General features: G+C 68.7%; 23 protein-coding genes and 1 pseudogene. 18 read left to right on the top strand and 6 right to left on the bottom strand.

Translation table 11 applies throughout. The features are described 5' to 3' along the window. Positions 1 to 13 precede the first annotated feature (13 nt). A complete protein-coding gene (locus JQN70_RS07835) occupies positions 14 to 601 on the bottom strand; it encodes a GNAT family N-acetyltransferase (protein ID WP_204130768.1) in 588 nt (195 codons plus the stop codon). A gap of 71 nt (positions 602 to 672) precedes the next feature. Between JQN70_RS07835 and JQN70_RS07830 the strand changes: the two genes are divergently transcribed. The 15 genes from JQN70_RS07830 to JQN70_RS07760 all read left to right on the top strand — a co-directional run bounded on the left by JQN70_RS07830 (position 673) and on the right by JQN70_RS07760 (position 17,593). Further along, positions 673 to 1,350, top strand: a complete 678-nt coding sequence (locus tag JQN70_RS07830) for a TetR/AcrR family transcriptional regulator (RefSeq protein ID WP_204130767.1) — start codon at positions 673 to 675, stop codon at positions 1,348 to 1,350. Further along, positions 1,347 to 2,264 (top strand): ABC transporter ATP-binding protein, encoded by a 918-nt coding sequence (locus tag JQN70_RS07825; protein WP_204130766.1) that lies wholly within the window; start codon positions 1,347 to 1,349, stop codon positions 2,262 to 2,264. The genes JQN70_RS07830 and JQN70_RS07825 overlap by 4 nt, the downstream gene beginning before the upstream one ends. Beyond that, the gene (locus tag JQN70_RS07820; protein WP_204130765.1) at positions 2,261 to 3,832 is read left to right on the top strand and encodes an ABC transporter permease; all 1,572 of its coding nucleotides are present in this window, start codon (positions 2,261 to 2,263) and stop codon (positions 3,830 to 3,832) included. Before JQN70_RS07825 ends, JQN70_RS07820 begins: the two co-directional genes overlap by 4 nt. Before the next feature lie 34 nt (positions 3,833 to 3,866). Beyond that, positions 3,867 to 4,844: a cobalamin-binding protein gene (locus JQN70_RS07815; protein WP_204130764.1), complete on the top strand. Its 978-nt coding sequence runs from the start codon at positions 3,867 to 3,869 to the stop codon at positions 4,842 to 4,844. A gap of 324 nt (positions 4,845 to 5,168) precedes the next feature. After that, positions 5,169 to 5,354, top strand: coding sequence for a hypothetical protein (locus tag JQN70_RS07810; RefSeq protein WP_204130763.1), 186 nt, complete (start codon positions 5,169 to 5,171; stop codon positions 5,352 to 5,354). A 391-nt stretch (positions 5,355 to 5,745) separates the two neighbouring features. Continuing rightward, a complete protein-coding gene (gene nrdR, locus JQN70_RS07805; protein ID WP_204130762.1) occupies positions 5,746 to 6,243 on the top strand; it encodes a transcriptional regulator NrdR in 498 nt (165 codons plus the stop codon). A gap of 57 nt (positions 6,244 to 6,300) precedes the next feature. Further along, positions 6,301 to 9,267, top strand: a complete 2,967-nt coding sequence (locus tag JQN70_RS07800) for a vitamin B12-dependent ribonucleotide reductase (RefSeq protein ID WP_204130761.1) — start codon at positions 6,301 to 6,303, stop codon at positions 9,265 to 9,267. Positions 9,268 to 9,450: 183 nt separating this feature from the next. After that, positions 9,451 to 10,506, top strand: a complete 1,056-nt coding sequence (gene dcm / locus JQN70_RS07795) for a DNA (cytosine-5-)-methyltransferase (protein ID WP_307835861.1) — start codon at positions 9,451 to 9,453, stop codon at positions 10,504 to 10,506. A 9-nt stretch (positions 10,507 to 10,515) separates the two neighbouring features. Next, complete coding sequence (locus tag JQN70_RS07790) at positions 10,516 to 10,989, top strand: very short patch repair endonuclease (RefSeq protein WP_204130760.1); 474 nt, start codon at positions 10,516 to 10,518, stop codon at positions 10,987 to 10,989. Positions 10,990 to 11,150: 161 nt separating this feature from the next. Next, positions 11,151 to 12,755 (top strand): DEAD/DEAH box helicase, encoded by a 1,605-nt coding sequence (locus tag JQN70_RS07785; protein ID WP_204130759.1) that lies wholly within the window; start codon positions 11,151 to 11,153, stop codon positions 12,753 to 12,755. Beyond that, positions 12,755 to 13,198 (top strand): EcoRII N-terminal effector-binding domain-containing protein, encoded by a 444-nt coding sequence (locus JQN70_RS21145; protein ID WP_204130758.1) that lies wholly within the window; start codon positions 12,755 to 12,757, stop codon positions 13,196 to 13,198. Before JQN70_RS07785 ends, JQN70_RS21145 begins: the two co-directional genes overlap by 1 nt. Before the next feature lie 18 nt (positions 13,199 to 13,216). Continuing rightward, positions 13,217 to 14,875 (top strand): ATP-binding protein, encoded by a 1,659-nt coding sequence (locus JQN70_RS07775; protein WP_204130757.1) that lies wholly within the window; start codon positions 13,217 to 13,219, stop codon positions 14,873 to 14,875. After that, positions 14,865 to 15,746: an HNH endonuclease gene (locus tag JQN70_RS07770; RefSeq protein WP_204130756.1), complete on the top strand. Its 882-nt coding sequence runs from the start codon at positions 14,865 to 14,867 to the stop codon at positions 15,744 to 15,746. The genes JQN70_RS07775 and JQN70_RS07770 overlap by 11 nt, the downstream gene beginning before the upstream one ends. Before the next feature lie 483 nt (positions 15,747 to 16,229). Beyond that, positions 16,230 to 16,556 carry a hypothetical protein gene (locus JQN70_RS07765; protein WP_204130755.1) on the top strand — a complete coding sequence of 109 codons (327 nt, stop codon included), beginning with the start codon at positions 16,230 to 16,232 and terminating at the stop codon, positions 16,554 to 16,556. Between the two features lie 560 nt (positions 16,557 to 17,116). Then, the gene (locus JQN70_RS07760; protein WP_204130754.1) at positions 17,117 to 17,593 is read left to right on the top strand and encodes a hypothetical protein; all 477 of its coding nucleotides are present in this window, start codon (positions 17,117 to 17,119) and stop codon (positions 17,591 to 17,593) included. Positions 17,594 to 17,609: 16 nt separating this feature from the next. Here the strand turns inward: JQN70_RS07760 and JQN70_RS07755 are convergent, their stop codons facing one another. After that, a complete protein-coding gene (locus tag JQN70_RS07755) occupies positions 17,610 to 18,587 on the bottom strand; it encodes a hypothetical protein (protein ID WP_204130753.1) in 978 nt (325 codons plus the stop codon). A 104-nt stretch (positions 18,588 to 18,691) separates the two neighbouring features. Between JQN70_RS07755 and JQN70_RS07750 the strand changes: the two genes are divergently transcribed. Next, positions 18,692 to 18,949, top strand: a complete 258-nt coding sequence (locus tag JQN70_RS07750; protein ID WP_204130752.1) for a type II toxin-antitoxin system VapB family antitoxin — start codon at positions 18,692 to 18,694, stop codon at positions 18,947 to 18,949. Beyond that, positions 18,946 to 19,344, top strand: coding sequence for a type II toxin-antitoxin system VapC family toxin (locus JQN70_RS07745; protein WP_204130751.1), 399 nt, complete (start codon positions 18,946 to 18,948; stop codon positions 19,342 to 19,344). The genes JQN70_RS07750 and JQN70_RS07745 overlap by 4 nt, the downstream gene beginning before the upstream one ends. Positions 19,345 to 19,356: 12 nt before the next feature. On the opposite strand, the pseudogene JQN70_RS19925 reads toward JQN70_RS07745, so the two are convergent. Continuing rightward, positions 19,357 to 20,492 (bottom strand): annotated as a pseudogene (locus JQN70_RS19925) (YibE/F family protein). A gap of 225 nt (positions 20,493 to 20,717) precedes the next feature. Between JQN70_RS19925 and JQN70_RS07730 the strand changes: the two are divergent. Then, positions 20,718 to 22,628 (top strand): pectate lyase-like domain-containing protein, encoded by a 1,911-nt coding sequence (locus JQN70_RS07730; protein ID WP_204130748.1) that lies wholly within the window; start codon positions 20,718 to 20,720, stop codon positions 22,626 to 22,628. A gap of 55 nt (positions 22,629 to 22,683) precedes the next feature. On the opposite strand, the gene JQN70_RS07725 is transcribed toward JQN70_RS07730, so the two are convergent. The 3 genes from JQN70_RS07725 to JQN70_RS07720 are packed head-to-tail and all read right to left on the bottom strand — an operon-like array spanning position 22,684 to position 25,350. Beyond that, the gene (locus JQN70_RS07725) at positions 22,684 to 23,727 is read right to left on the bottom strand and encodes a LacI family DNA-binding transcriptional regulator (RefSeq protein ID WP_307835860.1); all 1,044 of its coding nucleotides are present in this window, start codon (positions 23,725 to 23,727) and stop codon (positions 22,684 to 22,686) included. 40 nt (positions 23,728 to 23,767) lie between these two features. Continuing rightward, complete coding sequence (locus JQN70_RS19920; RefSeq protein ID WP_239111243.1) at positions 23,768 to 24,766, bottom strand: hypothetical protein; 999 nt, start codon at positions 24,764 to 24,766, stop codon at positions 23,768 to 23,770. Continuing rightward, positions 24,763 to 25,350 (bottom strand): RNA polymerase sigma factor, encoded by a 588-nt coding sequence (locus JQN70_RS07720; protein ID WP_204130746.1) that lies wholly within the window; start codon positions 25,348 to 25,350, stop codon positions 24,763 to 24,765. Before JQN70_RS07720 ends, JQN70_RS19920 begins: the two co-directional genes overlap by 4 nt. Positions 25,351 to 25,378: the final 28 nt, after the last annotated feature.

Below are 25,378 nucleotides of genomic sequence, written 5' to 3'. Positions count from 1 at the left end.
CCGCACCCGCGACTCAGCCGAGCATGCGCCGCATGACGAGCCGCGGCATCTTCGAGGCGACCGCGTCGGTCTCCCCGACGACCTCGAACCCCGCCTTCTCGAACATCGCCCGGGTGCCGACGAAGGCCATCGTCAGGTCCATCCGCTTCCCGCCGGGGTCGACGGGGTAGGCCTCGACGGCCGGCGCTCCTCGTGACGCGGCGTACTCGACCGCCCCCTCGATGAGCGGCCGGGTGACCCCCTTCTTCCGGTGCCCACCGCGCACGACGACGCAGATGATGCTCCACACCGGCAGGTCGTCGACGGGGTGGATCTTCGTGCTGTGGACGAGCCGCGGGATGTCCGAGCGCGCACCGACGTTGCACCAGCCGACGGGCGTGCCGTCGAGGTAGGTGACGACCCCCGGCGGGTTCCTGCGGGCGCACAGCCGGCGGGCGGCCTCCTCGCGGCTGCCCTGCCCGAGCTCCTCGATCTCCTGGGCGCGCAGCCGGTGCGACAGGCACCAGCAGTGCGTGGCGCGCCGGTTGGGGTTGACGACGTCGGCGAAGTCGTCGAACCGGCTGGGCGTGACGGGATGGGTCTCCCACTGCGGCGTGGCCATGCCCCATGGAAGCACCCGCCCCCGACACCGGGGGCTGGACGCAGACTGAACAAGCGTTTAGCATGCTGTTCATGCGTTCAGCACCGGAGGCGAGGGACCCGGACCGCACCGCCCGGGCGACGATCCGCGACACCGCCCTCGCCCTCTTCGCCGACAAGGGTCCCGACGCGGTGACCGTCCGCGAGATCGCCGCCGCCGCTGGGGTGTCGCCCGCCCTGGTCCTGCACCACTTCGGGAGCAAGGACGGGCTGCGGGCCGTGGTCGACGACCACGCCGCCGGGGCCTTCGACGCGATGCTCGCGCGGCTCGAGGGCGGCGACCTCGCCGAGGTGCTCGGGGGCGGCGAGCCGGCCTCGCTCGCGGAGGCCTTCGCCGCCGAGTTCCGCGCCGGTTCCCCGCTCGTGCTCTACCTGCGCCGGCTGCTCCTCTCCGGCGACCCCGCGGGGACCGCGCTCGTCCGCCGCTGGCACACCCTCACCCTCGGCCTCGTCGAACGGCTCGAGGAGGCCGGGGTCGGGCGCCCGAGCCGCGACCGCGAGGCCCGCGCCGCCCTCCTCCTCGCCGGCGACCTCGCGGTCGTGCTGCTCGCCCCGCACCTCGGCGCCGTCCTCGGCGAGAACCCGCTGACCCCCGCGGGGATGGCCCGCTGGACGGCCGAGGCCACCGACGTCTACCTCCACGGCGCGTTCCTCGCACCGCCGGAGGCCACCGACCCACCCACCGCCGGCCCGGGAGGAGACCCGACGTGAGTACCGACGACGTCATCCGGATCGAGGGCCTGGTCAAGCACTTCGGGGGAGTCCGCGCCCTCGACGGCCTCGACCTCGCGGTCCGTCCGGGGGAGGTGCACGGCTTCCTCGGGCCGAACGGGGCGGGGAAGTCGACGACCATCCGCGTGCTGCTCGGCCTGGTCCGGGCCGACGCCGGTGGCGTGCGGCTCCTCGGCGGCGACCCCTGGCGCGACGCCGCCCGACTGCACGCCCGCGTCGCCTACCTCCCCGGCGACGTCTCGCTCTGGCCGGGTCTGACCGGCGGCCAGTGCCTCGACGTGCTCGGCGCCGTCCGCGGCGGTCTCGACGACCGGCGCCGCGACGCCCTCGTCGAGCGGTTCGACCTCGACCCCACGAAGCGGGCGCGCGACTACTCCAAGGGCAACCGCCAGAAGGTCGCGCTCGTCGCGGCCCTGGCCGCCGACTCCGAGCTGCTCGTCCTCGACGAGCCGACCTCCGGGCTCGACCCGCTGATGGAGCAGACCTTCCAGGACGTCGTGCGCGAGCGGCGCTCCGAGGGCGCGACCGTCCTGCTCTCGAGCCACCTGCTCGGCGAGGTCGAGGCGCTCGCCGACCGGGTGAGCATCGTCCGCCGCGGCCGGACCGTGACGACCGGCACGCTCGCCGAGCTGCGCCGGCACACCCGCACCGTCGTCCACGCCGTCGTCGACGGCACGGCCGAGGACCTGCGGGACGCGCCCGGCGTCGAGGGCGTCGAGGCCGAGCCGGCGGGGGAGGGGCGCACCGACGTCCGGCTCACCGTCGACGCCGAGCACCTCGACGCCGTCGTCGGCCGGCTGCACGCGGCGGGCATCCACACCCTCACCGTCCACCCACCCAGCCTCGACACCCTCTTCCTGCGCACCTACGCCGACTCGGCCGATCGGCGATGACCGGTCTCGGCGCCGTCGTGCGGGTCCGGCTGCGCACCCGCTGGCGGGTCGCGCTCGTCTGGGTCGTGGCGGTCGTCGGGTCGCTCGTCGGCACGGCCGTGTCGGTCGCCGGCCTGTACGACACCCCGGAGAAGCTGCGCTCGTACGCGGATGCCGTCGCCGGCGACGCGCTCGTCGCCGTCAACGGCCGGGTCGAGGGCATCGGCACGCTGGGCGGCGTCGTCCAGGACGAGTTCGGCTTCGTCGCCGCGCTCGCGCTGCCGCTGCTCGGGGTCTCGCTCGTCGCTGCGATGACCCGCCGGGAGGAGGAGAGCGGCCGTCTCGAGGCGCTGCTCGCCGGCCGCGTCGACCGCCGAGCGCCGGTCGCGGCGTCCCTCGTCGTCGTCTCCGCCGCCGTGGTCCTCGTCGTTCTCGGGTCGGCCGGCGGGATGGCGCTCGCCGGCATCCCCCCGGCCCGGGCCACCCTCCACGCCGCCTCCCTCGGGGCGCTGGCTCTCGTGTTCGCCTGCCTCGCAAGCCTGCTCGCGCAGCTGGTGCTCCACGCGCGCACGGTGTCCGCCATCTCGCTGGGGGTCCTCGCGGCGTCCTACGTCGTGCGGGGCGTCGGCGACGTCCGCGGCTGGTGGCTCGCCTGGCTCTCGCCGCTCACCTGGGTGGAGCGGGCCGCCCCCTTCGGCCGGCCCCGGTGGTGGGTGCTCGCCGTGCCGCTGCTCGTCTCGGCCGCGCTCGCGGGTGCCGCCGTGCTCGTCGCCGGACGCCGCGACCTCGGGGCGGCGCTCGTGCGGGGAGGCGCCGGGCCGGCGCGGGCGTCCCGGCTGCTGCGGCACCCGGTCGGTCTGGCCCTCGCACTGCACCGCTCGTCGTTCGTCGGCTGGCTGGCCGGGGCGGTGGCCCTCGCCGCGGTGATGGGCGCGCTCGCGAGCGACGTCGTCGCTGCCGTCCGCGGCAACCCCGGCGTCGAGCGCCTCCTCGCGCCCGGCGACCGACCGGCCGACGGCTTCCTCTCGGTCGTCCTGCTCTACCTCGCCGTCCTCGCGACGGGGTACGTCGTGCAGTCGCTGGGCGCGCTGCGCCGCGAGGAGACCGACGGACGCCTCGAGCCGCAGCTCGTGGGCACGGTCGGTCGGCTGCGCTGGCTCGGCGTCCACGTCGGCGTCGTCACGGCGGGGCTCGTCGTGCTGCTCGGCGGCTCATCGCTCGTGCTCGCGCTGGCGACGGCGTGGTCGACCGGCGACGCCGGTGGGGTCCGGCCCATCGTCGTCGGCGGGCTCGCGTACGTGCCAGCGGTGCTCGTCGTGGGCGGCGTGGCCGTCGCGCTGCTCGGCCTGCTCCCGCGAGCCGTCCCCGCGGCCTGGGCGGTGGTCGGCGTCGTCGCCGTCGTCGCCCTCCTCGGGCCCGGGCTGCGGATGCCCGGCTGGCTGCTCGACCTCTCCCCGACGATGCACGTCGGCGACCCACCCGTCGGGGCGGTGGCCGTCGGCGGGGTCGTCGGGCTGACGCTCGTCGCGGCGGGACTCGTCGCGGCGGGGATGGCCGGCTTCCGGCGGCGCACCGTCCCGTCCGGCTGAGCCGTCCCGGGGACGGGCGACGTAGGGTCGCGGCGTGCGCGTCGTCAGCCTCGTCCCGTCCGCCACCGAGATCCTCTTCGCGGTCGGTGCGGGCGACGACGTCGTCGGCGTGACCTTCGAGTGCGACCACCCCGCCGAGGCCCGCATGCGCACCGTCGTCTCGAACACCACGCTGCCGGAGGGCCTCTCACCCCGGGAGATCGACGATGCCGTCACCGCGGCCGTCGCGCGCGGGGAGGACCTCTACCGGCTCGACGCCGGCGCCCTGTCGGCCCTCGACGCCGACCTCGTCGTCACCCAGGACCTCTGCGCCGTCTGCGCCCTCGACGTCGCGACGGTCGACGCCGCGCTGGCCCACCTCGGGTGCACGGCCGAGGTCGTCACCGTCGACCCGCACACGCTCGAGGAGGTGCTGGCGTCCATCGGCACCATCGGCGCGGCCGTCGGTCGGGCCGAGGCGGCGCAGGCGCTCGTCACGTCACTGCGCGAGCGGCTCGGCCGGGTCGCCGAGCAGGTGGCCGGCCGGCCTCGACCGCGGGTCGTCGTGCTCGAGTGGACCGACCCGCCGTACGCGCCGGGGCACTGGGTGCCCGAGCTCGTCGAGGCGGCTGGGGGAGAGGCGGTGCTCGGCACGGCCGGCGCCCGCTCGCACCGGGTCACGTGGGACGACGTCGCGGCGGCTCGGCCGGAGGTCGTCGTCGTCGCGCCGTGCGGCTTCGACCGGGCCGGGGCCCGGGAGCAGGCGGACGCGCTGATCGCGCAGGGGGTGCTGCCGGCGAGGGTGGCGACCCACGCGGTGGACGCCGACGGGCAGTGGGCCCGGCCGGGGCCCCGCCTGGTCGAGGGGGTCGAGGAGCTGGCTCGGCTCCTGCACCCCCACGCCCGACGGGACCCGCGGCGTGGGTCGTCCGTGACCTCAGCCGTGCCGACGGCCGGAGCCGCCGGTGTGCTGCGTGTGCGGCAGGCGCGAGAGAGCGCTGACGCCGACGCGGATGAGGTCGACCAGGGGTGACGGGGCGTGCTCGCCGTCGCGGCGCGGCGAAGCCGAGCACACGGTGTAGCGGCCGAGCGGCCCCTCGAGGTGGTATCCCATGACGCTGTCCTCCCAGAAGCGTGTCCCCTGCTTCGGTATGACGTTGTCAACGGTGCCACCAAGGAACGGTAAAGCCACTACTGATTCCGAAGGTGCGGATGGTCGGAGGACCCCCGATGGCCGAACGGCCGATGCGGGCATCCGTGCAGTCCACAGGCGTGGAAAGCGCTCCCATCCGGGACCTTGGACATCCGGCCGCAGGTCCTTCGGTATCAGCAGGCGCGTTCGGCCCTCTTGACGCCCATGAGGACCAACCGCCGGCGGACCGCCCGCCGCACCCACCACCCGGCCGTCACGTGCGACGTCCTCGGCCGGTGGCACTGGGAGTGCGGCTGCGGGGCCGGCGCGCGCGGCGGCTCGGGTGCCACCGACTGGCACTGGATGGTCACCGCCGCCCTGGTCCACCAGAGCGCCTGCCCGGGGGAGTGAGCGTCCCCGGCGCCGGGAGCGGAGCATCCCCCCGGCGCCGGGTCGAGCTCGTCGAGCGACCCGTCCCCACAGCTGGGGACGACGGACCGGCCGCGACCCCCAGATCTGGTGCCTCACCCGTCACACGAGTCCCACCAATGGTGTTGCGACACGCCGAGCCGCCCCGACCCACGGCCGCCCGCACCCCCTCTGACCTGCGCAAACAGCCGAACGGACGATCTTTGGCCGCGCCTTCTTGCGTCGCAGGTCACACGCGATGCATGATGGGCACAACATCTAGTGGTTACACCGCTGTAGTTCGTCCACATCTTGTGCACACGAAATCAGCGTCATCCACAGGTTGTTCACACGAGAGTCCACCAGTTCGTCCACAGGAGAGGGTGCCGAGGACATGCACTGCCCGTTCTGCCGGCACACCGACTCCCGGGTCATGGACTCCCGCACCACCGACGACGGCGCGGCCATCCGCCGCCGCCGCCAGTGCCCGGAGTGCGGCCGCCGGTTCACCACCGTCGAGACCGCGAGCCTGAGCGTCGTCAAGCGCTCCGGCGCCACCGAGCCGTTCAGCCGGCCCAAGGTCCTCGTCGGCGTCCGCAAGGCCTGCCAGGGCCGCCCGGTCACCGAGGACGACCTCGCCCTCCTCGCCCAGAAGGTCGAGGAGACCATCCGCAGTGCGGGTTCCGCAGAGATCGACGCCCACGAGGTCGGCCTGGCCGTCCTCGAGCCGCTGCGCGAGCTCGACGAGGTCGCGTACCTGCGGTTCGCGTCGGTCTACCAGGCCTTCGACTCCCTCGAGGACTTCGAGTCGGCCATCACCCTCCTGCGCGCCGAACGAGAGGCGACCGCGGAGGAACCGCAGGCCGGAGCGCCTGTCGGACCCCAGCAGTAGAACAGCACCACCAGGTCACCACGGCCCCCACGAGCGGGGCAGAAGGAAGGGATAGGCATGACCGATGTCGCCGGAGCACGTGCAGGTGCCCGCAAGGCCGCCAAGGGCAAGGGGGTGAAGATCGAGCGGATCTACACCACGCCGGGCGTCCACCCGTACGACGAGGTGACCTGGGAGAAGCGCGACGTCGTCCAGCAGAACTGGAAGACGGGCGAGACGATCTTCGAGCAGCGCGGGGTCGAGTTCCCCGACTTCTGGAGCGTCAACGCCTCCACCATCGTCACGACGAAGTACTTCCGCGGGGCCGTCGGCACCGAGGCGCGCGAGACCGGGCTCAAGCAGCTCATCGACCGCGTCGTCCTCACCTACGTCAAGGCCGGCAAGGACCACGGGTACTTCGGCAGCCCCGAGGACGCCGAGATCTTCGAGCACGAGCTGAGCTACGCCCTGCTGCACCAGGTGTTCAGCTTCAACTCGCCGGTCTGGTTCAACGTCGGCACCGCGAGCCCGCAGCAGGTCAGCGCCTGCTTCATCCTCTCGGTCGACGACTCCATGGACTCCATCCTCAACTGGTACAAGGAGGAGGGCTTCATCTTCAAGGGCGGCTCGGGCGCGGGCCTCAACCTCTCGCGCATCCGCTCCTCCAAGGAGCTGCTGTCCTCCGGCGGCACCGCCTCCGGCCCGGTCTCGTTCATGCGCGGCGCCGACGCCTCCGCGGGCACCATCAAGTCCGGTGGCGCCACCCGCCGCGCGGCGAAGATGGTCGTCCTCGACGTCGACCACCCGGACATCGAGGAGTTCGTCGAGACCAAGGCGCGCGAGGAGGACAAGATCCGCGCGCTGCGCGACGCCGGCTTCGACATGGACCTCGGCGGCAAGGACATCACCTCCGTCCAGTACCAGAACGCCAACAACTCGGTCCGCGTCAACGACGCGTTCATGCGCGCCGTCGAGGAAGGCACCGAGTTCGGGCTCACCTCGCGCAAGGACGGCTCGGTCATCGAGACCGTCGACGCCCGCGAGCTCATGGGCAAGATCGCCAAGGCCGCGTGGGAGTGCGCCGACCCGGGCATCCAGTACGACGGCACGATCAACGACTGGCACACCAACCCCGAGAGCGGCCGCATCACCGCGTCCAACCCGTGCTCGGAGTACATGTCGCTCGACAACTCCTCGTGCAACCTGGCCTCGCTCAACCTCCTGAAGTTCCTCAAGGACGACGACACCTTCGACGCCGTCACCTTCCAGAAGGTCGTCGAGCTCGTCATCACGGCGATGGACATCTCGATCTGCTTCGCCGACTTCCCGACCGAGTCGATCGGCATCACCACCCGCGACTACCGCCAGCTCGGCATCGGCTACGCCAACCTCGGCGCGCTGCTCATGGCCACCGGCCACGGGTACGACTCCGAGGGTGGCCGGGCGCTGGCCGCGTCGATCACCTCGCTGCTCACCGGTGCCGCCTACAAGCGCTCCGCCGAGATGGCTGCCGTCGTCGGCCCGTACGCCGGGTACGCCCGCAACGCCGACGCCCACAAGCGGGTCATGCGCAAGCACGCCGCCGCCAACGACGACGTCCGCACGCTCGGCACGATGGACAAGGACATCCACCGCGTCGCCACCAAGGCGTGGGACGACGTCGTCAAGCTGGGGGAGAAGAACGGCTACCGCAACGCCCAGGCGTCGGTGCTCGCCCCCACCGGGACCATCGGCTTCATGATGGACTGCGACACCACCGGCATCGAGCCCGACTTCTCGCTCGTGAAGTTCAAGAAGCTCGTCGGTGGCGGCTCGATGCAGATCGTCAACCTCACGATCCCGCGGGCCCTGCGCAAGCTCGGCTACACCGAGGAGACCGTCGAGGCGATCGTCGAGTACATCGCCGACAAGGGCCACGTCATCGACGCGCCGGGCCTGAAGACCGAGCACTACGAGGTCTTCGACACCGCGATGGGTGCGCGCGCCATCTCCCCGATGGGCCACGTCCGGATGATGGCCGCGACGCAGCCGTTCCTCTCCGGTGCCATCTCGAAGACGGTGAACCTGCCGGAGACGGCGACCGTCGAGGAGATCCAGGACGTCTACGTCCAGGGCTGGAAGCTCGGCCTCAAGGCGCTCGCGGTCTACCGCGACAACTGCAAGGTCGGGCAGCCGCTCTCCGACGGCGGCTCGACCGCCAAGGACGCTGCGGCGGACAAGGCCTCTGCCGCGGTGGCTGCTGCCACGACGGAGATCGTCGAGAAGGTCGTCTACCGGCCGACCCGCGAGCGTCTCCCGAAGCGCCGTACGAGCCAGACCACGTCGTTCGCCGTGGGCGGGGCCGAGGGCTACCTCACGGCCGGCACCTACGACGATGGCCGCCTCGGCGAGGTCTTCCTCAAGTTCGGCAAGCAGGGCTCCACGCTCGCCGGCGTCATGGACGCCTTCTCGATCGTCACCTCGGTCGCGCTGCAGTACGGCGTGCCGCTCGAGACGTTCGTCGAGAAGTTCACGAACATGCGCTTCGAGCCGGCCGGCATGACCGACGACCCGGACGTGCGGATGGCGCAGTCGCTCATGGACTACGTGTTCCGCCGGCTGGCCCTGGACCACCTCGACTTCGACACGCGCTCCTACATGGGCATCCACACCGCGGAGGAGCGGGCGCGCCAGCTCGAGACCGGCTCGTACGCGCCGGAGTCCGCGGAGTCCGACGAGGAGCTCGAGGAGGAGATCGAGTCGCTCTCGGTCGGCATCGGCGCCTCGTCCAAGAAGCACGAGGAGCCGGCTGCTGCTTCTGCTCCGGCCGCGGCGGAGACGCACTCGGCCGACGCGGACTCCGCGGCGACCGTCGCCTCCGGCTCGGGTGCGGCCTCGGCTCGTGAGGTCTCCTCGGAGATCCACAGCTCGGCCGACCTCCTGGCGGCGTTCGGCAACTCCAAGGCCGCCGACGCCCCGATGTGCATGACCTGCGGGACCAAGATGCGTCCTGCCGGCTCCTGCTACGTCTGCGAGGGCTGCGGCTCCACCAGCGGCTGCAGCTGACGTCATCGAGGCTGTGGGGGGCGGTTAACCCACCGTCGACTGTGTCTAGGGCTCGGCTTTGGCCGGCACGAAGGCGACTGCCCCCGTGTTTTAGAAGTGTCTCTCTGAGAGGGCGCTGATTGCGCTCGCTATGACGCGACCCATCCGCTCCGCAACCACGCTGCAACGATCTGAGGACCAATTGTGAAGGCCGCAAGGTTCACCTTCATCGACCTCTTCGCCGGAATCGGCGGGTGCCGACTCGGTTTTGAGCGCGCAGGTGGGGAGTGTCTGTACACATCTGAGTGGGATGCGTACGCTCGCAAGACGTATGAAGCGAATTTTGACCTACAGGATCAGCATCCCTTTGATGGTGACATCACCCAGGTTGATGCCGCGGATATTCCCGACCACGACGTCCTTGTGGCAGGTTTTCCCTGCCAGCCGTTCAGTATTGCGGGCGTTTCCAAGAAGAACGCACTTGGTCGACCCCACGGCTTTAATGATCCAACTCAAGGCACCCTCTTCTTCGACGTTGCCCGCATCATTGACAAGAAGCGGCCCCGAGCGTTCCTGCTCGAGAATGTGCGCAACCTGATGTCGCACGATAAGGGAAGGACGTTCGAGGTCATCCGCGAGCGGCTGGAGAGCGAGCTAGGATACGAGTTCCACAGCCGCGTCTTTGACTCCCGCGAAGTCGTGCCGCAAGGGCGGAAGCGGATTGTGATGGTCGGCTTCGACAAGGACACGTTTCCGCAAGGTACACGCTTTGACCTCAACGCCGTTGACTTAGATGGGAAATACCCCCGAATGGGAGAGGTCCTACACGGCGCGGTAACTGACGGCGTCGAATTGCCATATACGGATAGTCGCGGCAACGCCGCCGAGAAGTATGTTCTTAGCGATAGGCTCTGGACCTACTTGCAGGACTATCGCGCGAAACACAGGGGCGCAGGCAACGGGTTCGGATACGGGATCGTTGGTCCGAATGATGTGTCTAGAACGCTCTCGGCAAGGTACTATAAGGATGGTTCTGAGATCCTCGTGAATCGTGGAGCGGGTCTCAACCCCAGAAGGCTGACCCCGCGGGAATGTGCGCGCATCATGGGTTTCCCTGACTCGTTCCGAATTCCGGTGAGCGACACTCGTGCCTATAAGCAGTTCGGAAACAGTGTGGTCGTGCCGGTTATCGAATCGGTAGCAAGAGCGATGGCCCCTTGGGTCGCGCCAGCTAGCGAGGCGCTGGCCGTGCGCCCGTAGTCTGTCCAGATGGCAGATGTGGTCGACTCGGCGACTCGAAGTCGAATGATGGCGAGCATCAGGTCGACGGACACGAGACCCGAGCTCGCTGTCAGGAGCGCACTCCATCGGCGCGGCTATCGGTTTCGGGTTCACGTCAGCAGCCTGCCCGGGCGGCCCGACATCGTGCTGCCCAAGTGGCGAGCAGTTGTATTCGTCCATGGATGCTTTTGGCACGGCCACGACGGCTGCAGGTTCTTTCGATTGCCCCAGACGCGAGCCGTGTTCTGGGAGAGAAAGATTGCTGCCAATCGAGAGCGAGACGTACGCCAGGTTGCTAGCCTGAAGCTCGCCGGCTGGAGAGTCGTCACGATCTGGGAGTGTGCTGTTCGGCGGGATACTGCGGCGACCTGCGTCGCGGTGGAGCAGTTTCTGCTCACTCCAAGGGCGGATGAGCTCATTGTGGGTGAGACAGACCTAGTAGTGGACCAGATGGGATCCTGATGGGGTGGGCCATATCCGGCTCGGAGCTTGTTGCCGTCGACGGACGACGGGTGGACCGCGTGCCTGCTGACGTCGTACGAACCGCCTTCGCGGCGGACGAGCTTGCGGCCTCGCCCATACGACGTCTCTCAGCCAAACTCGCCCTGCCTCGAATTAGGGCCATGGGTGACTCTCTGGATGCGCTTACCCTCGAGGTTGTAGCGAGTTTCGGCGGCCGCGCGACCCCCATCAAGGATGGGCAAAGCCATGTCGTGCTTGCCAGCGCTTGGCACGAGCTGCCTGGCCTCGAGGTGACTCGCCTCTTCGAAATGACCGAACAAGTCGGCGTCACCTTGGGGGCGGTGAACCTCGCGACGTATCAGAGGGCCGCAATCGCCTTTAACCACGATCCCGCCTTTGTTGATCTGGTGAGGATCGATGTTCAGCGGGAGGCGGAGCGAGCTGCGTCCAAGATTGGCCCCCCGAAGATCGCGAATGCGACCCTATTTCCCTACCAAGAACAGGGATCCGGCTTCCTTCGAACCCTCGCGAGGATGGGCGTAGGCAGTCTGCTGGCCGACGAGATGGGCCTTGGCAAGACCCTGCAAGCAATTACCCTGATCGCCGATTGCCAAGGCGATGGGACTTCTCTGGTTGTCTGCCCATCTAGTCTGACAACAAACTGGTTTCGCGAACTCACGAGGTTTGCGCCACAATTGAAGGTCCTTGTGCATGCGGGCCCGCTTAGGGCCGGCGTTAGCGGGACGCTTGAGAACTTTGATGTCGTTGTCGCCTCCTACGATGTGGTGGCCAACGATTCGATATTCATGGTCGACGTCCACTGGAACCTGGTAATAGTTGACGAGGCTCAGGCAATAAAGAATCCGGAAAGCCGTCGGGCGAGGATCCTCAAATCCTTGCCGAAGAGGGTCGGCATAGCTATTACCGGTACGCCGGTTGAGAACGGTCTCTCGGACATCTGGTCAATCGTCGAGTTCGTAGTCCCAGAACTTGCGAAACAGCATCAGGAAGCCGTAGTAGGGAGGGATCGAGACCTTCAAGAGGCAGTGATCACGGGCCGGGCGGTGGCCCCCGTCATGTTGCGACGCAGGGTGGTTGACGTGGGATCTCAGTTGCCACCCAAGGTAGAGGAGCACGTCGCGCTCGACATGAGCGAAGCGGAGCGTGCAATGTATGAATCCATTAGCTCCGTCGGAGGTGGCTTGGCAGCGATACAGGCGAGGCGACAATTCTGCGCCGTTGGTGATGAGAGCCGCGCACCGGAACTTGTGGACGCCTCATCCAAAATGGAATACATCCTGTCCACCGTGAGGGGTCTCGCAGAACAGGGAAAGAAGATTCTCATTTTCACTTCGTTCACAAGGACGGTTGATCGCCTTGTCGAGCGGATTGCCGGCCTGCCACACGTGCAATTGTGTGCCCCTGTGGACGGAAGGACGGGCCCGGTTGAGCGGCAAGCTGTCATTGATCACTTTGAGTCAGTTGTCGGATCGGCGGTGCTGGTCATGAATCCGCGCGCTGCGGGAGTCGGGTTGAATATCACCGCAGCCAATTACGTCTATCACTTTAATCCCGAATGGAACCCGGCGGCAACCGACCAAGCCACGGCGCGGGCGCATCGAACGGGGCAGCGACAAACTGTCTTCGTGACGCATCTCTTGTATGCAGATAGTGTCGAGGAGGGGGCTTTGGAAGTCTCTTCGGAGAAACGGGAGGTGGCGGGGGCAGTTGAGGACGCTGCTGCAGAGGCAACAAAGGAGAATTGATGGAGAACAGAGAGAACAGATCAGTCAGTGCCTTCAAGACGCTGAGTGCTACGGACACTGGGCACTCTCGAACTCATCAGTCGGGGATCCTGATTCCCAAGGACGCGCGAATTCTCCGACTCTTTCCTCGTCTGAATCCAACTGCCGTCAATCCCGATGCGAACATGCATATCCGCGTGCCGCGGCTCGGGGTGTTCCGACCAGCGAGGTTTGTGTTCTATAACACCAAGGACTTGGGGATAGGGACAAGGTCCGAGTATCGGCTCACACAGATCGCGCGTCTCTTGCGAGAACTGGGAGCGGTGCCGGGCGATCAGCTCAAGCTCTCCCGCGACAACGCGGGCGATCTAAGTCTTGACGTTGGGGCCGAAGATGCCTCGATAGTGGTTCCCGACGTGGACAAACTCGTACTGAGAGGTGGCTGGACCATTGCCGTCGACTAACGCCGTGGAGGTTATCAAATGAGTTCTCGTCAGCACGTCGTCGTGGCGCCGGACACACGACGAATGGTTGAAGGGCTCCGCGACACGGGATACACATTCAATGCGGCTCTCGCCGATCTCATTGACAATTCGATCGCGGCAGACGCGACACGGGTCAGCGTCTACCTCGGCTGGACCACGGACCGCGACATCATCCTGACAGTCGCAGACGACGGCCACGGTATGACTACGAACGGTCTAAAGGACGCGATGCGCTACGGCGCCCCAGAACGACCCTCGAGGTCGAGCCTTGGGCGCTTCGGTCTTGGTCTGAAGACAGCTTCGACTGGGTTCTGTCGCCGACTAACCGTGATGTCTCGGAACGCCGGGTCGTCACCCTTGAGCGCTGCCGTATGGGATCTGGATGACCTCGTGCGCGCCGGCGAGTGGAACCTTGACCTGGGTCCGGCGGACGAGGGCGAGGAGGCCCTATGGGAGGACTCGGTGGCAGAGTTGCACGCAATCGCCGACGAGGAGGTCGGTGCTGGAACTGTCGTGCTATGGCAAAAGGTAGACAAGCTTCTCAAGACGGCATCGGGTGCACCTGCCAAGAACTTGGACCTAGCTCTTTCCAAGACGGAGGATAAGCTGCGCGACCACCTGCGCCTCGTGTTCCAAAGGTACCTCAACCCCAACGACAAGCGCGCGCGGAACGTGTCCATCGCAGTTAATGGGGTTGTCCTTGAAGCGTGGGACCCATTCTTGGAGGGTCGCGGCGGGAACTGCGTGTTGGAGAAGACGCTGAAGATGCGCCCCGCCTACTCAGGTGCGGAGATGGAGGAGTACAACATCTCGCTTAGGGCCTTCATCCTCCCTCGAAAGGACGAGTACTCCTCAGACGAGACCCGCGATTACGCAAACATTGGCTTGGACCGACAGGGCATATACCTGTACCGCGAGGAGCGAATGATTGAGGGGCCCGACTGGCTCGGAACAGGGGCCACAGAGACGCACTTGAACACCCTCCGGGTGGAACTGTCGTTCCCCGCGCAGCTCGACGAAGTGATGGGGGTTGGAATCAAGAAGTCAGGGGTGCACATTGACCCCCAGCTGATTGCGCTGCTGAAGGATTTGCTCGCCCCTGTTCGGCGAGAGGCCGATCGTCTGTCGAGGAAGGGGAGGGCCACGACCGCAGAGTCGTCCGTGTCCCCCAACTCATCGAGGCCAACAGAAAGGACGATTGCTCGTCTCAAAGGCAACCTGACGGTGCCGAAGGTTGAATCAGACTCAAATGGCGCGGTTAGCCTGGTCAACAATTCAGGTCAAGTTGTCCTGCGCGACGGCACGGGTAAGGCGTCGGGGATCGTGGCCATCGCCGTGGATGCCGACGACCTCGGTTTGAACGTGGTTCGTGACGCGAGTCTCGACGATGGCGCCCTGTGGGAAGCTCGGCTCGCTCGTTCGAATATTCAAGTGGCCATTAACACTGGCCATCAGTGGTACCGCAAGGCCTATCTTCCTTATGCCGGCGACAACAATATGGTTCAGGCGATCGAGTACCTGTTCTATGCGCTAGCGCAGGCGGAAATGAATAACACGGATGTCAAGGCGCACGAGACTTTCGAAGAGTTTCGGATCGAAGTTAGCAGGAACCTCAAGAAGTTGGTGAAGGACTTGGCAGAGCCTGATGACGACTGACCCTGCCCAAGAGGACAGTGCGTGGATTGCCGCGGAAGTAGCGCGGGATCTCGCACTCGAAACCGGTCTGGAACTCAACCCCGCTATGATGGACGCCGATGGCTTCCACGGCTGGGCAATCGGGTACAGCGCCCAAGTCGAGGACGGTTATGCGTTCGACTTGTTGTTGGCGGTGGGTTACCGATCGTCCGAGGCGACGCTTCGCCCAGGGCGCTTTAGCGGGCGTTTGGTGCGTTCCTTTGCCACCGGAGTGAGTGCCGATCCTCAAGCGTGGAAGCAGCAATGGGCACTCGCCATGCAAGGATCGATTTCCGCCACGGTATATGCGGATGATGAAATGATCTTGGCGCCTGAGAGGTTGCCTTCTATTGAGTTTCGTACGGTCGAGATCGAATGTGTGGCCAAGTCTTCGGGTACCTCGGTACTAGAGCGGAAGCTGGCGACTCTGATCGCTTCCCGAGCGGCCTTGTCTCTATTTCTCGTCGGACTTGACCTTCAGGCGCAGGACAGCGGCGAGATTCTCACTGAAGGAGCGTCCGTTCGGGTTGCTGTCAATAAATACGAAAGAAACCCTGTCGCTCGGATGCAATGCATTGCCCACTATGGCAGCAGCTGCTGGGTGTGCGACGTTTCTTTCGCTAAGTATGGTGAGATTGGGGATGGCTACATTCATGTGCATCACAGAGTCTTGGTGTCGAGCTTCGCCGGCGCATCGTATGTAGTTGACCCTATCCGAGACCTCGTTCCGCTCTGCCCGAACTGCCATATGATGATCCACCGTCGAAACCCCCCACTCGAGCCCGCAGCGCTTAGGGGAATCTTGGGTCTCCCGAGCAAGCCGCCCCTCCCGGCGGTCAGTCCTCCGCAGTGAGTAACGTAGCGCGAGTTCGGCCCGACCTGCTTCTCGCTGGCTTAGTAGGGACGTGCGTATGACGGCGGCGGCGGGAGATGCCCTGTGACTGAGCGGAAGCCATGTCGATTGTGCGGCCTGCCCCAGGACCTTACGTTTGAAGACATCACTCCCATGTGGCTCCGCCGGCTTCTGTCGGAGCTGAAGCCTCATCTGTCGGACCCGGCGCCCCGATTCAGAATGCGCATTTGTCACGTCTGCAACTCGAGGTTGGGTAGAGCGATCGAAGAGCCAGCTCGGCCGGTCGTGACTGAACTTCTAAGAAGCGGAACCTTGGACCCCTGCGGGGAATCGCTTCTGGCGCTGACTAGGTGGTTCGCGAAGGTTGTTATCTTCTCATCCTTGGCGGACAATTCGGGCACGTGGGGAGATGAGCTAGCCGTGCGAATGATTTCGAGACTGGCCCAGTTTCCACGGTATGTGCCACCTAATACGATGATGCGCGTGGCCAAGTTCGATCCAGCCCTGATGTCGCCGAGTAGCATTGCGTTGCCTCGCCCCCGGGGCTGCGCGTTCTTCGCTCTGACGATTATCGGGGGTCTTGTGTTCGAGATGCATGTTGGCTTGATCGATTGCACCCAGCATGTGGTGGATTCTCAAATGCGCCCTTCCAAGTTCGTGTTGGTGTGGCCGCGCGTCGCGTCGACGAACGTTGTTGAAATCCGGGGCACAATCGGCACCGACGAACTCCTAGCGCTGCGTGAGCAAATGATTTCGGTCCGCCCTGAAGTGCGATCGCTCGGGGATCCTGTGCAGCGCGACCTCTATTAGTGCCCGGACGGCCCGCTCAGTGACCGATTCTCGGTGGTGAGTTCACGTGGTTCACGGGTGGGGGCAGGCGGAAATTCGGGTGCGTCCGGGGCGCGGGTGCGAGCGCAACCCGGGCAAGCCGGCGGATTACTGCGTCGGCGATGTGGGCCGCCCGACCGCACCGATGTGGATGACCGCTCACGGGCGGTCCGTGACACCGGCCACGTTTGCCGACGGGCTCAAAGCGAGGGCGTCGGCGCTCCGCGCTCCTCCTCGGCGCGGGCGCTCGTCGACCAAATCGCCTGCTCGTACGGCGGCCTGACTACACGAAAGGAGACCCGGAATCTGGCGTTGTCTTCGCGGCAGGGGTCGATGCACTGCGAGTGGACCGTGCGTACGAAGAATCGCCCGCGTGGCGACAGCCAAACGGATGACTGAGGTGGATGAAGTGGACGCTCGCGGGGGGTCGTCATCGACGGACGAGAGCTAGAGGGGCACGCTCTGGTCCATCCCGCGGTGCGTGCCCCCTGGGTCGAGCGTCACGACCAGTGGGTCGCGACCCGGGAGAGGGAGACAGCGCCATGAGCCAGAGCGCACCTGCGGGGTGGTACCCGCAGCCCGACGGTACCCAGCGTTGGTGGACGGGAGCGGCGTGGGCCGAGCCGGCCGCTCCGAGCAGCGGCGCCGTCGTGCACGGCGAGGTGGTGCGGGCCCAGCCGACCCCACCGCCGCAGCAGGTCCCGACCAGCTACCCACTGCCACCCGGGCAGCCCGCACCCCTCGTGGCCGGCACCTACGGCTACGCCCCGGCGACGCGCGTGGCGCCCAAGAGCGCCGGCATCGCCGTCATCGCGTCGTTCTTCCTCCCCGGACTCGGTCAGTTCATCAACGGGCAGGCGGGCAAGGGCGTGGCGTTCCTGCTCAGCTACTTCGTGGGGTTCCTCCTGCTGTTCGTGCTCGTCGGGATCGTCGTCATCCCCGTGGTGTGGATCTGGTCGATGGTCGACGCCTACTCCAGCGCCCAGGCCTGGAACGCGCGGCACGGCATCCTCAGCTGAGGGCCGGCCGGCCCGCTCAGACCGGGCGGAGGCGGCGGGGCTCGTCCGGCCCGTCCTCGCCAGGATGGGGTGCCGGCTCCCACCCGAACCCGTTGTCGCCGAGGTCTTCCGCGAAGGGGGTGCGCCAGCAGAGGTGACCCAAGGCGAGGATCAGATACTGGTCGTCAGACATCCCGTAGTGCCGGGCGCGCCGAGCGATCTCGCCGGCCAGCGCCTCGGGCATCCCGGAGATCTCGAAGCTGACGCAGTCGCCGGCACCCCACGCGGAGGCGTCCCGCAGGTGGTGGTCCTGCTCGCACTGGCGCACGGCGATGTACAGGAGCTCGTCGAGCGGCCGGGTGGGTCGCCGGAGCAGGAGGGGATCCTCGACGAGCGCGTTCGCGACTGCTGCCGTCAGGTCGTACGGCCGCTCGGCGAGGTCGTCCTCCGTCCACCACGTCGTCGTCCGGTAGTGGTGGCTCGGGGCACGGCGGACCGCTCCTTCCTCCTCGGAGCGCAGCAGCGCGTCGTCCTCCACCGGCGCCACCTCGATGCGCCCGCGCGTCACGGTGAGCGAGACGAGCGACCCCGGGGCCATCGAGGGCAGCCACCCGTCGGGCCCGACGATCGTGTTGTGCCCGAACGCGCCCCTCGAGAGCGGGTCGCCCGAGGTGAGGCAGAGGCCCTCGCGGTCCATCCAAGTGATGAGGGGCGCCAGGGCCAGGGAGACCCACAGGTCGCGCCGTGTCCCGTCGGCCTGCGCCACGCGCACCGTGAACGTCGAGCCCTCGAGCAGGTCGATGAGCCGGATGACCGAGCCGTCCGGACGGCCGACGAGGAGGAGGCTGCGCTGGACGAGCATCTCGACGAGACGGGCATCCATGGTGCGGCTGCGGAAGCGACGTCGCATCCGGGTGGCCAGGGCGCCGGCCGACAACGGGCCGTCGGCCAGAGCGAGCAGGGCGGTGCTCTCGAGGTCGTCGTCGGTGGGGTTGAGCTCGACCGGTTCGGTCATGAGGAGTCCTTTCGTCGCTCGTCACAGTGCACGGACGGCCGGCTCGGCCAGCGAGGTTATCCACAGGTGGGTAGACATCTACCCACCGACGGTAGAATGGGTTCATGAGCCTGAACATCAAGAAGCCGCGGGTGCACGAGCTCGCGCGCGAGGCGGCATCCCGCACGGGCCTGTCCCAGACGAGCGTCATCGAGGCAGCGCTCGAGCACTACCTCGAGATGTTGACGAGTCCGGACGATGACGCGGCGCGGCGCGGGCGGATCGACGCGATCCTCGCGGACATCGACCGGTCGTTGACGGACGAGGACCGCGAGGCCATCCGGAACCTCGATCTCTACGACGAGCGCGGGCTGCCCGCGTGATCGTCGACACCTCGGCGCTCGTGGCCATCGTCACGGACGAGCCGGAGCGCGACGCCTTCGTCGCGGCTCTCGTCGGAGATGCGCACCCGCGCATCTCCGCGGCCACGCTCCTGGAGACGTGCATCGTCATCGACAGCCGCCGGTCACCCGTCGCGACCCGCAGGATGGATGACCTGGTCGCCCGCCTCGGGCTGGTCGTCGAGCCGGTCACTGCCGAGCAGTGCGCCATCGCGCGCGCGACCTACCGCGACTACGGCAGGGGGAGCGGGCACCCGGCGCGGCTGAACTTCGGCGACTGCTTCGCCTACGCCCTGGCGCGAGAGAGCGACGACACGCTGCTCTTCAAGGGCGATGACTTCATCCACACGGACCTGCGCCCCGCCGTCATCGGCTGACGGAGGAACCGCTCAGGCGGCCGGAGCCGGCGCGTGCTGGCGGCTCTCACCCGACTCCGCCCGGCGGGTCGCGAGGGCGGCCAGCGCCGTCGTGAGGGGGACCGCCGCGATGAGGCCGAGGGTGGCCACCGCGCTGCGGACGACCTCCTGCGCGATGAGCTGCGTCGTGGCCACCTGGACGACGGAGTCGTTGTTCGCGACCACCAGGACGAGCAGCGGCAGCGACGATCCCGCGTAAGCGAGGACGACCGTGTTCACGACAGACGCGATGTGCGAGCGGCCGACGCGGGCGGCGCCGCCGAACAGCTGCCCGACGCCGTATGACGGGTTGGCGCGGCTGATCTCGGTGACGGTGGCGGCCTGGGTGACGGTGACGTCGTCGAGCACGCCGACCGAGCCGATGATGATGCTCGCGACGAGCAGCCCGCGGGTGTCGATGCCGTAGGTGGTCGCCACGGCGGTCGAGACGTCGTCGGTGGTCCCGGTGAGCCGCAACAGGCCCACCGTCAGCTCGGACAGGCCCGCCGTGAGGCCAGCGCGGTCATCGTCCCGAGCACGGCGACGGTCGTCGGCAGGGACACCCCGTGGGTCAGGTAGAGCACGGTAAGGGTGATGAGCGAGGCGCCGACGAGCGCGACGAGGACGGGGCTGCTGCCCGCGATGACGGCGGGCACGATGAACGCGAACAGCACGCCGAACGTGATGGCCAGCCCGACGAGCGCTGTGAACCCGCGCCAGCGCCCGAAGGCCACGAGGGCGAGCGCGAGGGCCACGAGCACGACGACGAGCTCGGACCCGCGCTGGTGGTCGACCACCCCGTAGATCGGGCCGTCCGGGCTCTCCGATGCCGCGACGACCACCTCGTCACCGACCGACAGGTCCGGCGCCGACGGGCTCCTCGACAGTGGCGCCTCGATCTCGCGGTCGCCCTCGGGCGTCGTGATGCGGGCCGTGACGGTGCCGCAGCTGGACGGCGGTCCGGTCTGCTCGCCGGTGCACTCCTCGCCCTGCAGCGCGAGGACGACGCCCTTGAACTCGGGCGCCGGAGGCTGCGCCGTGGGCGGGGTGGCCGACGGCCACAGCAGGACGAGGCCGACGAGGGTGGCCACGGCGAGCGGGACGAGCACCGCCCAGGCGATCCGGTTCATCGGCAGGGTCGGCCCCTCGGGGTGTCCGTGCGCGCCCACGGTGCTCCTCGCTCTCGCTCGATGGTGAGGAGAAAGCCTCGCACGCCCGCGGCCGGGCCGGTCCGGGCAGGTGCCCCGGTCGGAGGCCGCGCGGCTCCGGTTGCCGGGGCGGCGGGGCCGTGGTTGGGTCGTCGCAGAGAGCGCTCTCTCACCGGCGAGCGAGCCCCGGCGCGATTGGACTGCGACATGACCTCACCCCCGACCGCGACACTCACCCGAGCCACCCGACGCGCCGTCGCCGGCGCCGTGACCGCGCTGCTCGCCCTCACCGGGATGGCCGCCCAGCTGGCACCGGCCGCCGCGGCACCGGCGCACCCGAAGCCGCCGGCCGGCATCGACCTCGGCAGCAGGGTCCTCGTCCTCGACCCGAGCATGCCGACCGCCGACATCAAGGCCGCCGTCGACCGGATCAGCAGCGCCCAGACCGACGCCGAGATGGGCACCGACCGCTGGAGCATCCTCTTCAAGCCGGGCACCTACGGCACGGCGACCGAGCCGCTGCAGATCAAGGTCGGCTACAACACCGAGGTCGCCGGCCTCGGCGCGAGCCCGGACGACGTGCACGTCGTCGGCAAGATCGAGGTCTACAACCGCTGCCTCGAGGACGGTGGGACGAGCAACTGCATCGCGCTCAACAACTTCTGGCGCACCCTGAGCAACCTGACGATCGACGTCAACGGCACCGGCCAGGACGGCTGCCGCCAGAGCGCCAACTTCTGGGCGGTCAGCCAGGCCGTCTCGATGCGCCGCGTCGCCGTCAAGGGCGGCACGCTCAGCCTGATGGACTACTGCACCGCCGGGCCGCAGTACGCCAGCGGCGGGTTCATCGCCGACACCTCCGCCGAGACGGTCGTCAACGGCTCGCAGCAGCAGTGGCTGACCCGCAACAGCACGGTCGGCAGCTGGAGCAACGGCGTCTGGAACCAGGTGTTCGCCGGTGTCGAGGGAGCCCCCGACGACAGCACCTTCCCCCACCCGCCGTACACGACGCTCGAGACGACTCCGGTCAGCCGCGAGAAGCCATTCTTGTTCATGGACGGCAACCGCTGGGCCGTGCGCGTTCCCTCGGCGCAGACGAACACCCGCGGCCGCAGCTGGGCCAACGGCATGACCGCCGGGAAGACGCTGCCGCTCAGCGCCTTCCACATCGCCAAGCCCGGTGAGTCGGTCAAGGACATCAACAAGGCCTTGGCCAAGGGCCAGCATCTCCTCCTGACGCCGGGCGTCTACGACGTCGACCGCAGCATCGAGGTCAAGCGCCCCGGCACCGTCGTCCTCGGGATGGGGCAGGCGACCCTCACCGCCGTGCGCGGTGCGACGCCGCTCGAGGTGGCCGACGGTGCAGGCACGATCATCGCCGGCGTCACCATCGATGCGGGAACGAAGCTGTCGCGCAACCTGCTCCACGTCGATGACCACGACAAGGGCAAGGGCGGCCACCATTCGGGTCGCGGCTCGAGCGCGAAGGACCCGCTGACCCTCAGCGACGTCTACTTCCGCGTCGGCGGCCCGCACATCGGCAAGGTCAAGGTCGCGATGCAGATCGACGCCGACCACGTCCTCATCGACCACACCTGGGTCTGGCGCGCCGACCACGGCGTCGAGGACTTCACCGGCGGCGTCCTCGGCGACGACGAGCGCTGGGCCGTCAACACCGGCACCAACGGCCTGGTCGTCAACGGTGACGACGTCACCGCCACCGGCCTGTTCGTCGAGCACTTCCAGCAGCACAACACGATCTGGAACGGCGAGCGGGGACGAACGGTCCTCTACCAGAACGAGCTTCCCTACGACCCGCCCACGCAGGCCGACTGGACCCAGCCCGACGGCACCCTCGGCTACGCCGGCTACGTCGTCTCCCCGAAGGTGCGCACCCACGAGCTCTGGGGCGGCGGGTCGTACGTCTACAACCGGAACGACCCGTCGATCGTCACCGAGCACGGCTTCCAGGTGCCGACCCGGCCGGGGGTGCGGCTGCACCACCTGCTGACCGTCAACCTCGGCGCCGGCACGACCCGACACGTCGTCAACGACGTCGGCAGCCAGGTCGACAACAGCAACACCGGCACGCCGGCCTACGTCAGCGAGTACCCGTGACGCACGGCGCCTGACCTCTGCACCGGTCCGCGGCAGCGCCGAGCACGGCTCCCGCTCAGGCGCTGTCGCGGACGACCAGCTGGACGCCGAGCACCACCGCGCCGGACGCCTCCGCGGCGTCGAGCTCGGGCAGCGGGTCGGCCGACCGCCGGCCGAGCCGGTGCAGCAGCAGCTGGGCCATCAGCCGGCCCTGGGTCTCGGTGCGCTGGCGGACGGTCGTCAGCGGGGGAGCGGCCACCGCCGCGACGTCGGCGTCGTCGAACCCGATGACCGCGACGTCCTCGGGCACCTGGCGTCCGGCCTCGCGCAGCGCGGTCAGGGCGCCGAGGGCCATCAGGTCGTTCGCGACGAAGAGGCCGTCGAGGTTTGGGCGACGTTGCAGCAGAGCGGATGTCGCCCGCGCGCCACCGGTCGTCGTGAAGTCGCCGACCTCGACGAGCGAGCCGTCGAACGCCGATCCCAGCTCCTCGCGGAACCCCACGAGCCGGTCCACCCCGGCCGTCATGTCCTGCGGACCGGCGACCGTGCCGATGTGCCGGCACCCTCGGGCCAGCAGGTGACGCGCCGCCAGCCGGCCGCCCTCGCGGTTGTCGTGGTCGACGTGGGCCGCATCGGGGTGAGTGGCCACCGGTCGGCCGCCGGCGACCACGGCGATGCCGCACCGCTCGACGAGCCCGACGACGTCGTGGTCGCCGTGCTCGGAGATGACGAGGGCACCGTCGACGTGCCCGCCGCGCAGGAAGCCGGCGAACCGCTCGAGGTCGGCGTCGGTCTGCACCATCGACAGCACCATGTGCACGCCCGAGCGGCCGAGCTCCTGGCTGGCGCCCCGGGTGACGGCCGCGAAGAACGGGTCGCCGAAGACCCGGTTCGGCGACTCGACGGCCACGAGGGCGACCGCGTCGGTGCGGCGGGTCATCAGCGAGCGGGCGGCGAGGTTGGGGGCGTACCCCAGCTCGTCGACGGCCTGCCGGACCCGGTCGGCCAGCCCCGGCTCCACCGTGGCGGCTCCGTTGACCACGCGGGACACGGTGGCCCGCGACACGCCGGCGCGCTCGGCGACCTGCTCGAGGGTCGGGCGACGGCGGGCGGGGGGCACGGCCTCACCGTAGCGAGGCCGTGCCCTCGCGGCCCGCAGGTCAGCGGCTCCGCGGGCCGCGGACGGTGACCTCGATGGACCCGCCGACGACCAGGTCGACGTCCGCGCAGTCGAGCAGCTCGTCGGGCACGGTCGATACCCGGCCGTTCGTCCCGACGCTCGACCGGGCCAGGTCCTCGGCCTCGGTGAGCGAGAGGCACCGGCCGTCCAGCCCCGTCCGCAGGGCATCGGCGACGTCGAAGACCGAGTCGTCGACCTCGGCCGGGCCGCGCCCCAGCGGCGGGCGGGCATCCGGGGTCACCTCGACCGACCGACCGTCCGCCGCGACCTCGGCCAGGGCGCACGGTCCTGAGTCGCCCCCGCCACTCGGCGTCTGGACGACCCGGACCGGCCACTCCGACAGCCCGGCCCGGGCCAGCGACGCGTCGGCGTATTGCTCGGCGTCGGCGGCGGAGAAGCAGCCGCCGCGCGGGCCATCCACCCAGTCACCCAGGGCCGCGTCGAGCGCGAGCCGGGCGGCGCGGTCGGCATTCGGCCCGGACGCGCTCGCCGAGGCCATCACGTCGGCCGGTACCCCGGTGCGCGAGACGACGAACCGGCTGCCCAGGAGCTGGAAGCCCACCGGGTCGACGAGCGCCGGCAGCCCGGCATCGCGCCGGATGGCTGCGCAGTCGGCGACGTCGTCCCCGCTGACCGGCCGCCCTGTGGCCGACCCCGACACCTCGACCCATCCTCCGGTGACGGTGACGGACTGGGCGCAGGTGAGCCCGTCGAGGGTCGGGCCGCGGTCCCAGTGGGTGACGGCCCAGGCGGTCCCGGTGCCGGCGAGGACCAGCCCCAGCGCGCCGGCGGTGAGCCCCCGACGGCCGAGACGCCGGCCCCTCCGCGGCGTCTCGACGGTCGGGGGAGCGTGGCGGTCGGTCATGGTGATCCCCTCTCGCAGCGCGCTGAGCGCGTGCCGGTCGGTCACCGTGGCGATCGTCGGGTCGTCGACCCGGCGCGTGGTGCGCAGGGCGTCCATCAGCTCCAGGTCGTTCACGAGTTCTCCTCGGTGCCGGGACGGGCGGTCGCCCATCTGGGGGAGTCATGTCCGGATGTCGGGATGCGTTGCAGGGCAGGTGCATCCGTCTCGGACTCGATCTCGACCATGGCCTGGCGAAGGCGTGCACGAGCCCGGTGCAGCCGGACCCGGACGGTGGCGCGCGACAGTCCCATTGCGAGGGCGATCTCCTCGCGGGCGAGCTCCTCCCAGGCGAGGAGGCGCAGCAGCTCGCGGTCGTCGGCGCCGAGCCGCTCGACGGCCCGCTCGACGACGCTCGGCTCGCGGACCTCGGGCGGCGGCACGACCTGGTGGAGCGAGTCGCGCAGCCGGTCGGCGAGGGCCATCCGGCGCCGCTCGCCGCGGTAGTGGTTGGCCAGAACCCGTCGGGCGACGCCGAACAGCCACGGCCGGGCCTCGGCGCCAACGGGCACGTCGTCGAGCCGGCGCCATGCGACGAGGTAGGTCTCGGCGACGACGTCCGCGGCGTCCGCGGGATCGGCGACCCGGCGCACGGCGTACCCGAGCAGGGCGACGTGCGTGGTGTCGAAGAGCGCCGAGAACCGGTCCTCGGGCGTGCTCAATGGATCCCCCTCCACGCGGGTGAGTCTG

It is taken from the genome of Phycicoccus sonneratiae (assembly GCF_016887965.1).
GTDB lineage: Bacteria > Actinomycetota > Actinomycetes > Actinomycetales > Dermatophilaceae > Phycicoccus > Phycicoccus sonneratiae.
Note: the sequence above shows the minus strand (reverse complement) of the source record. Positions and strands in the feature narration are given on the sequence as shown.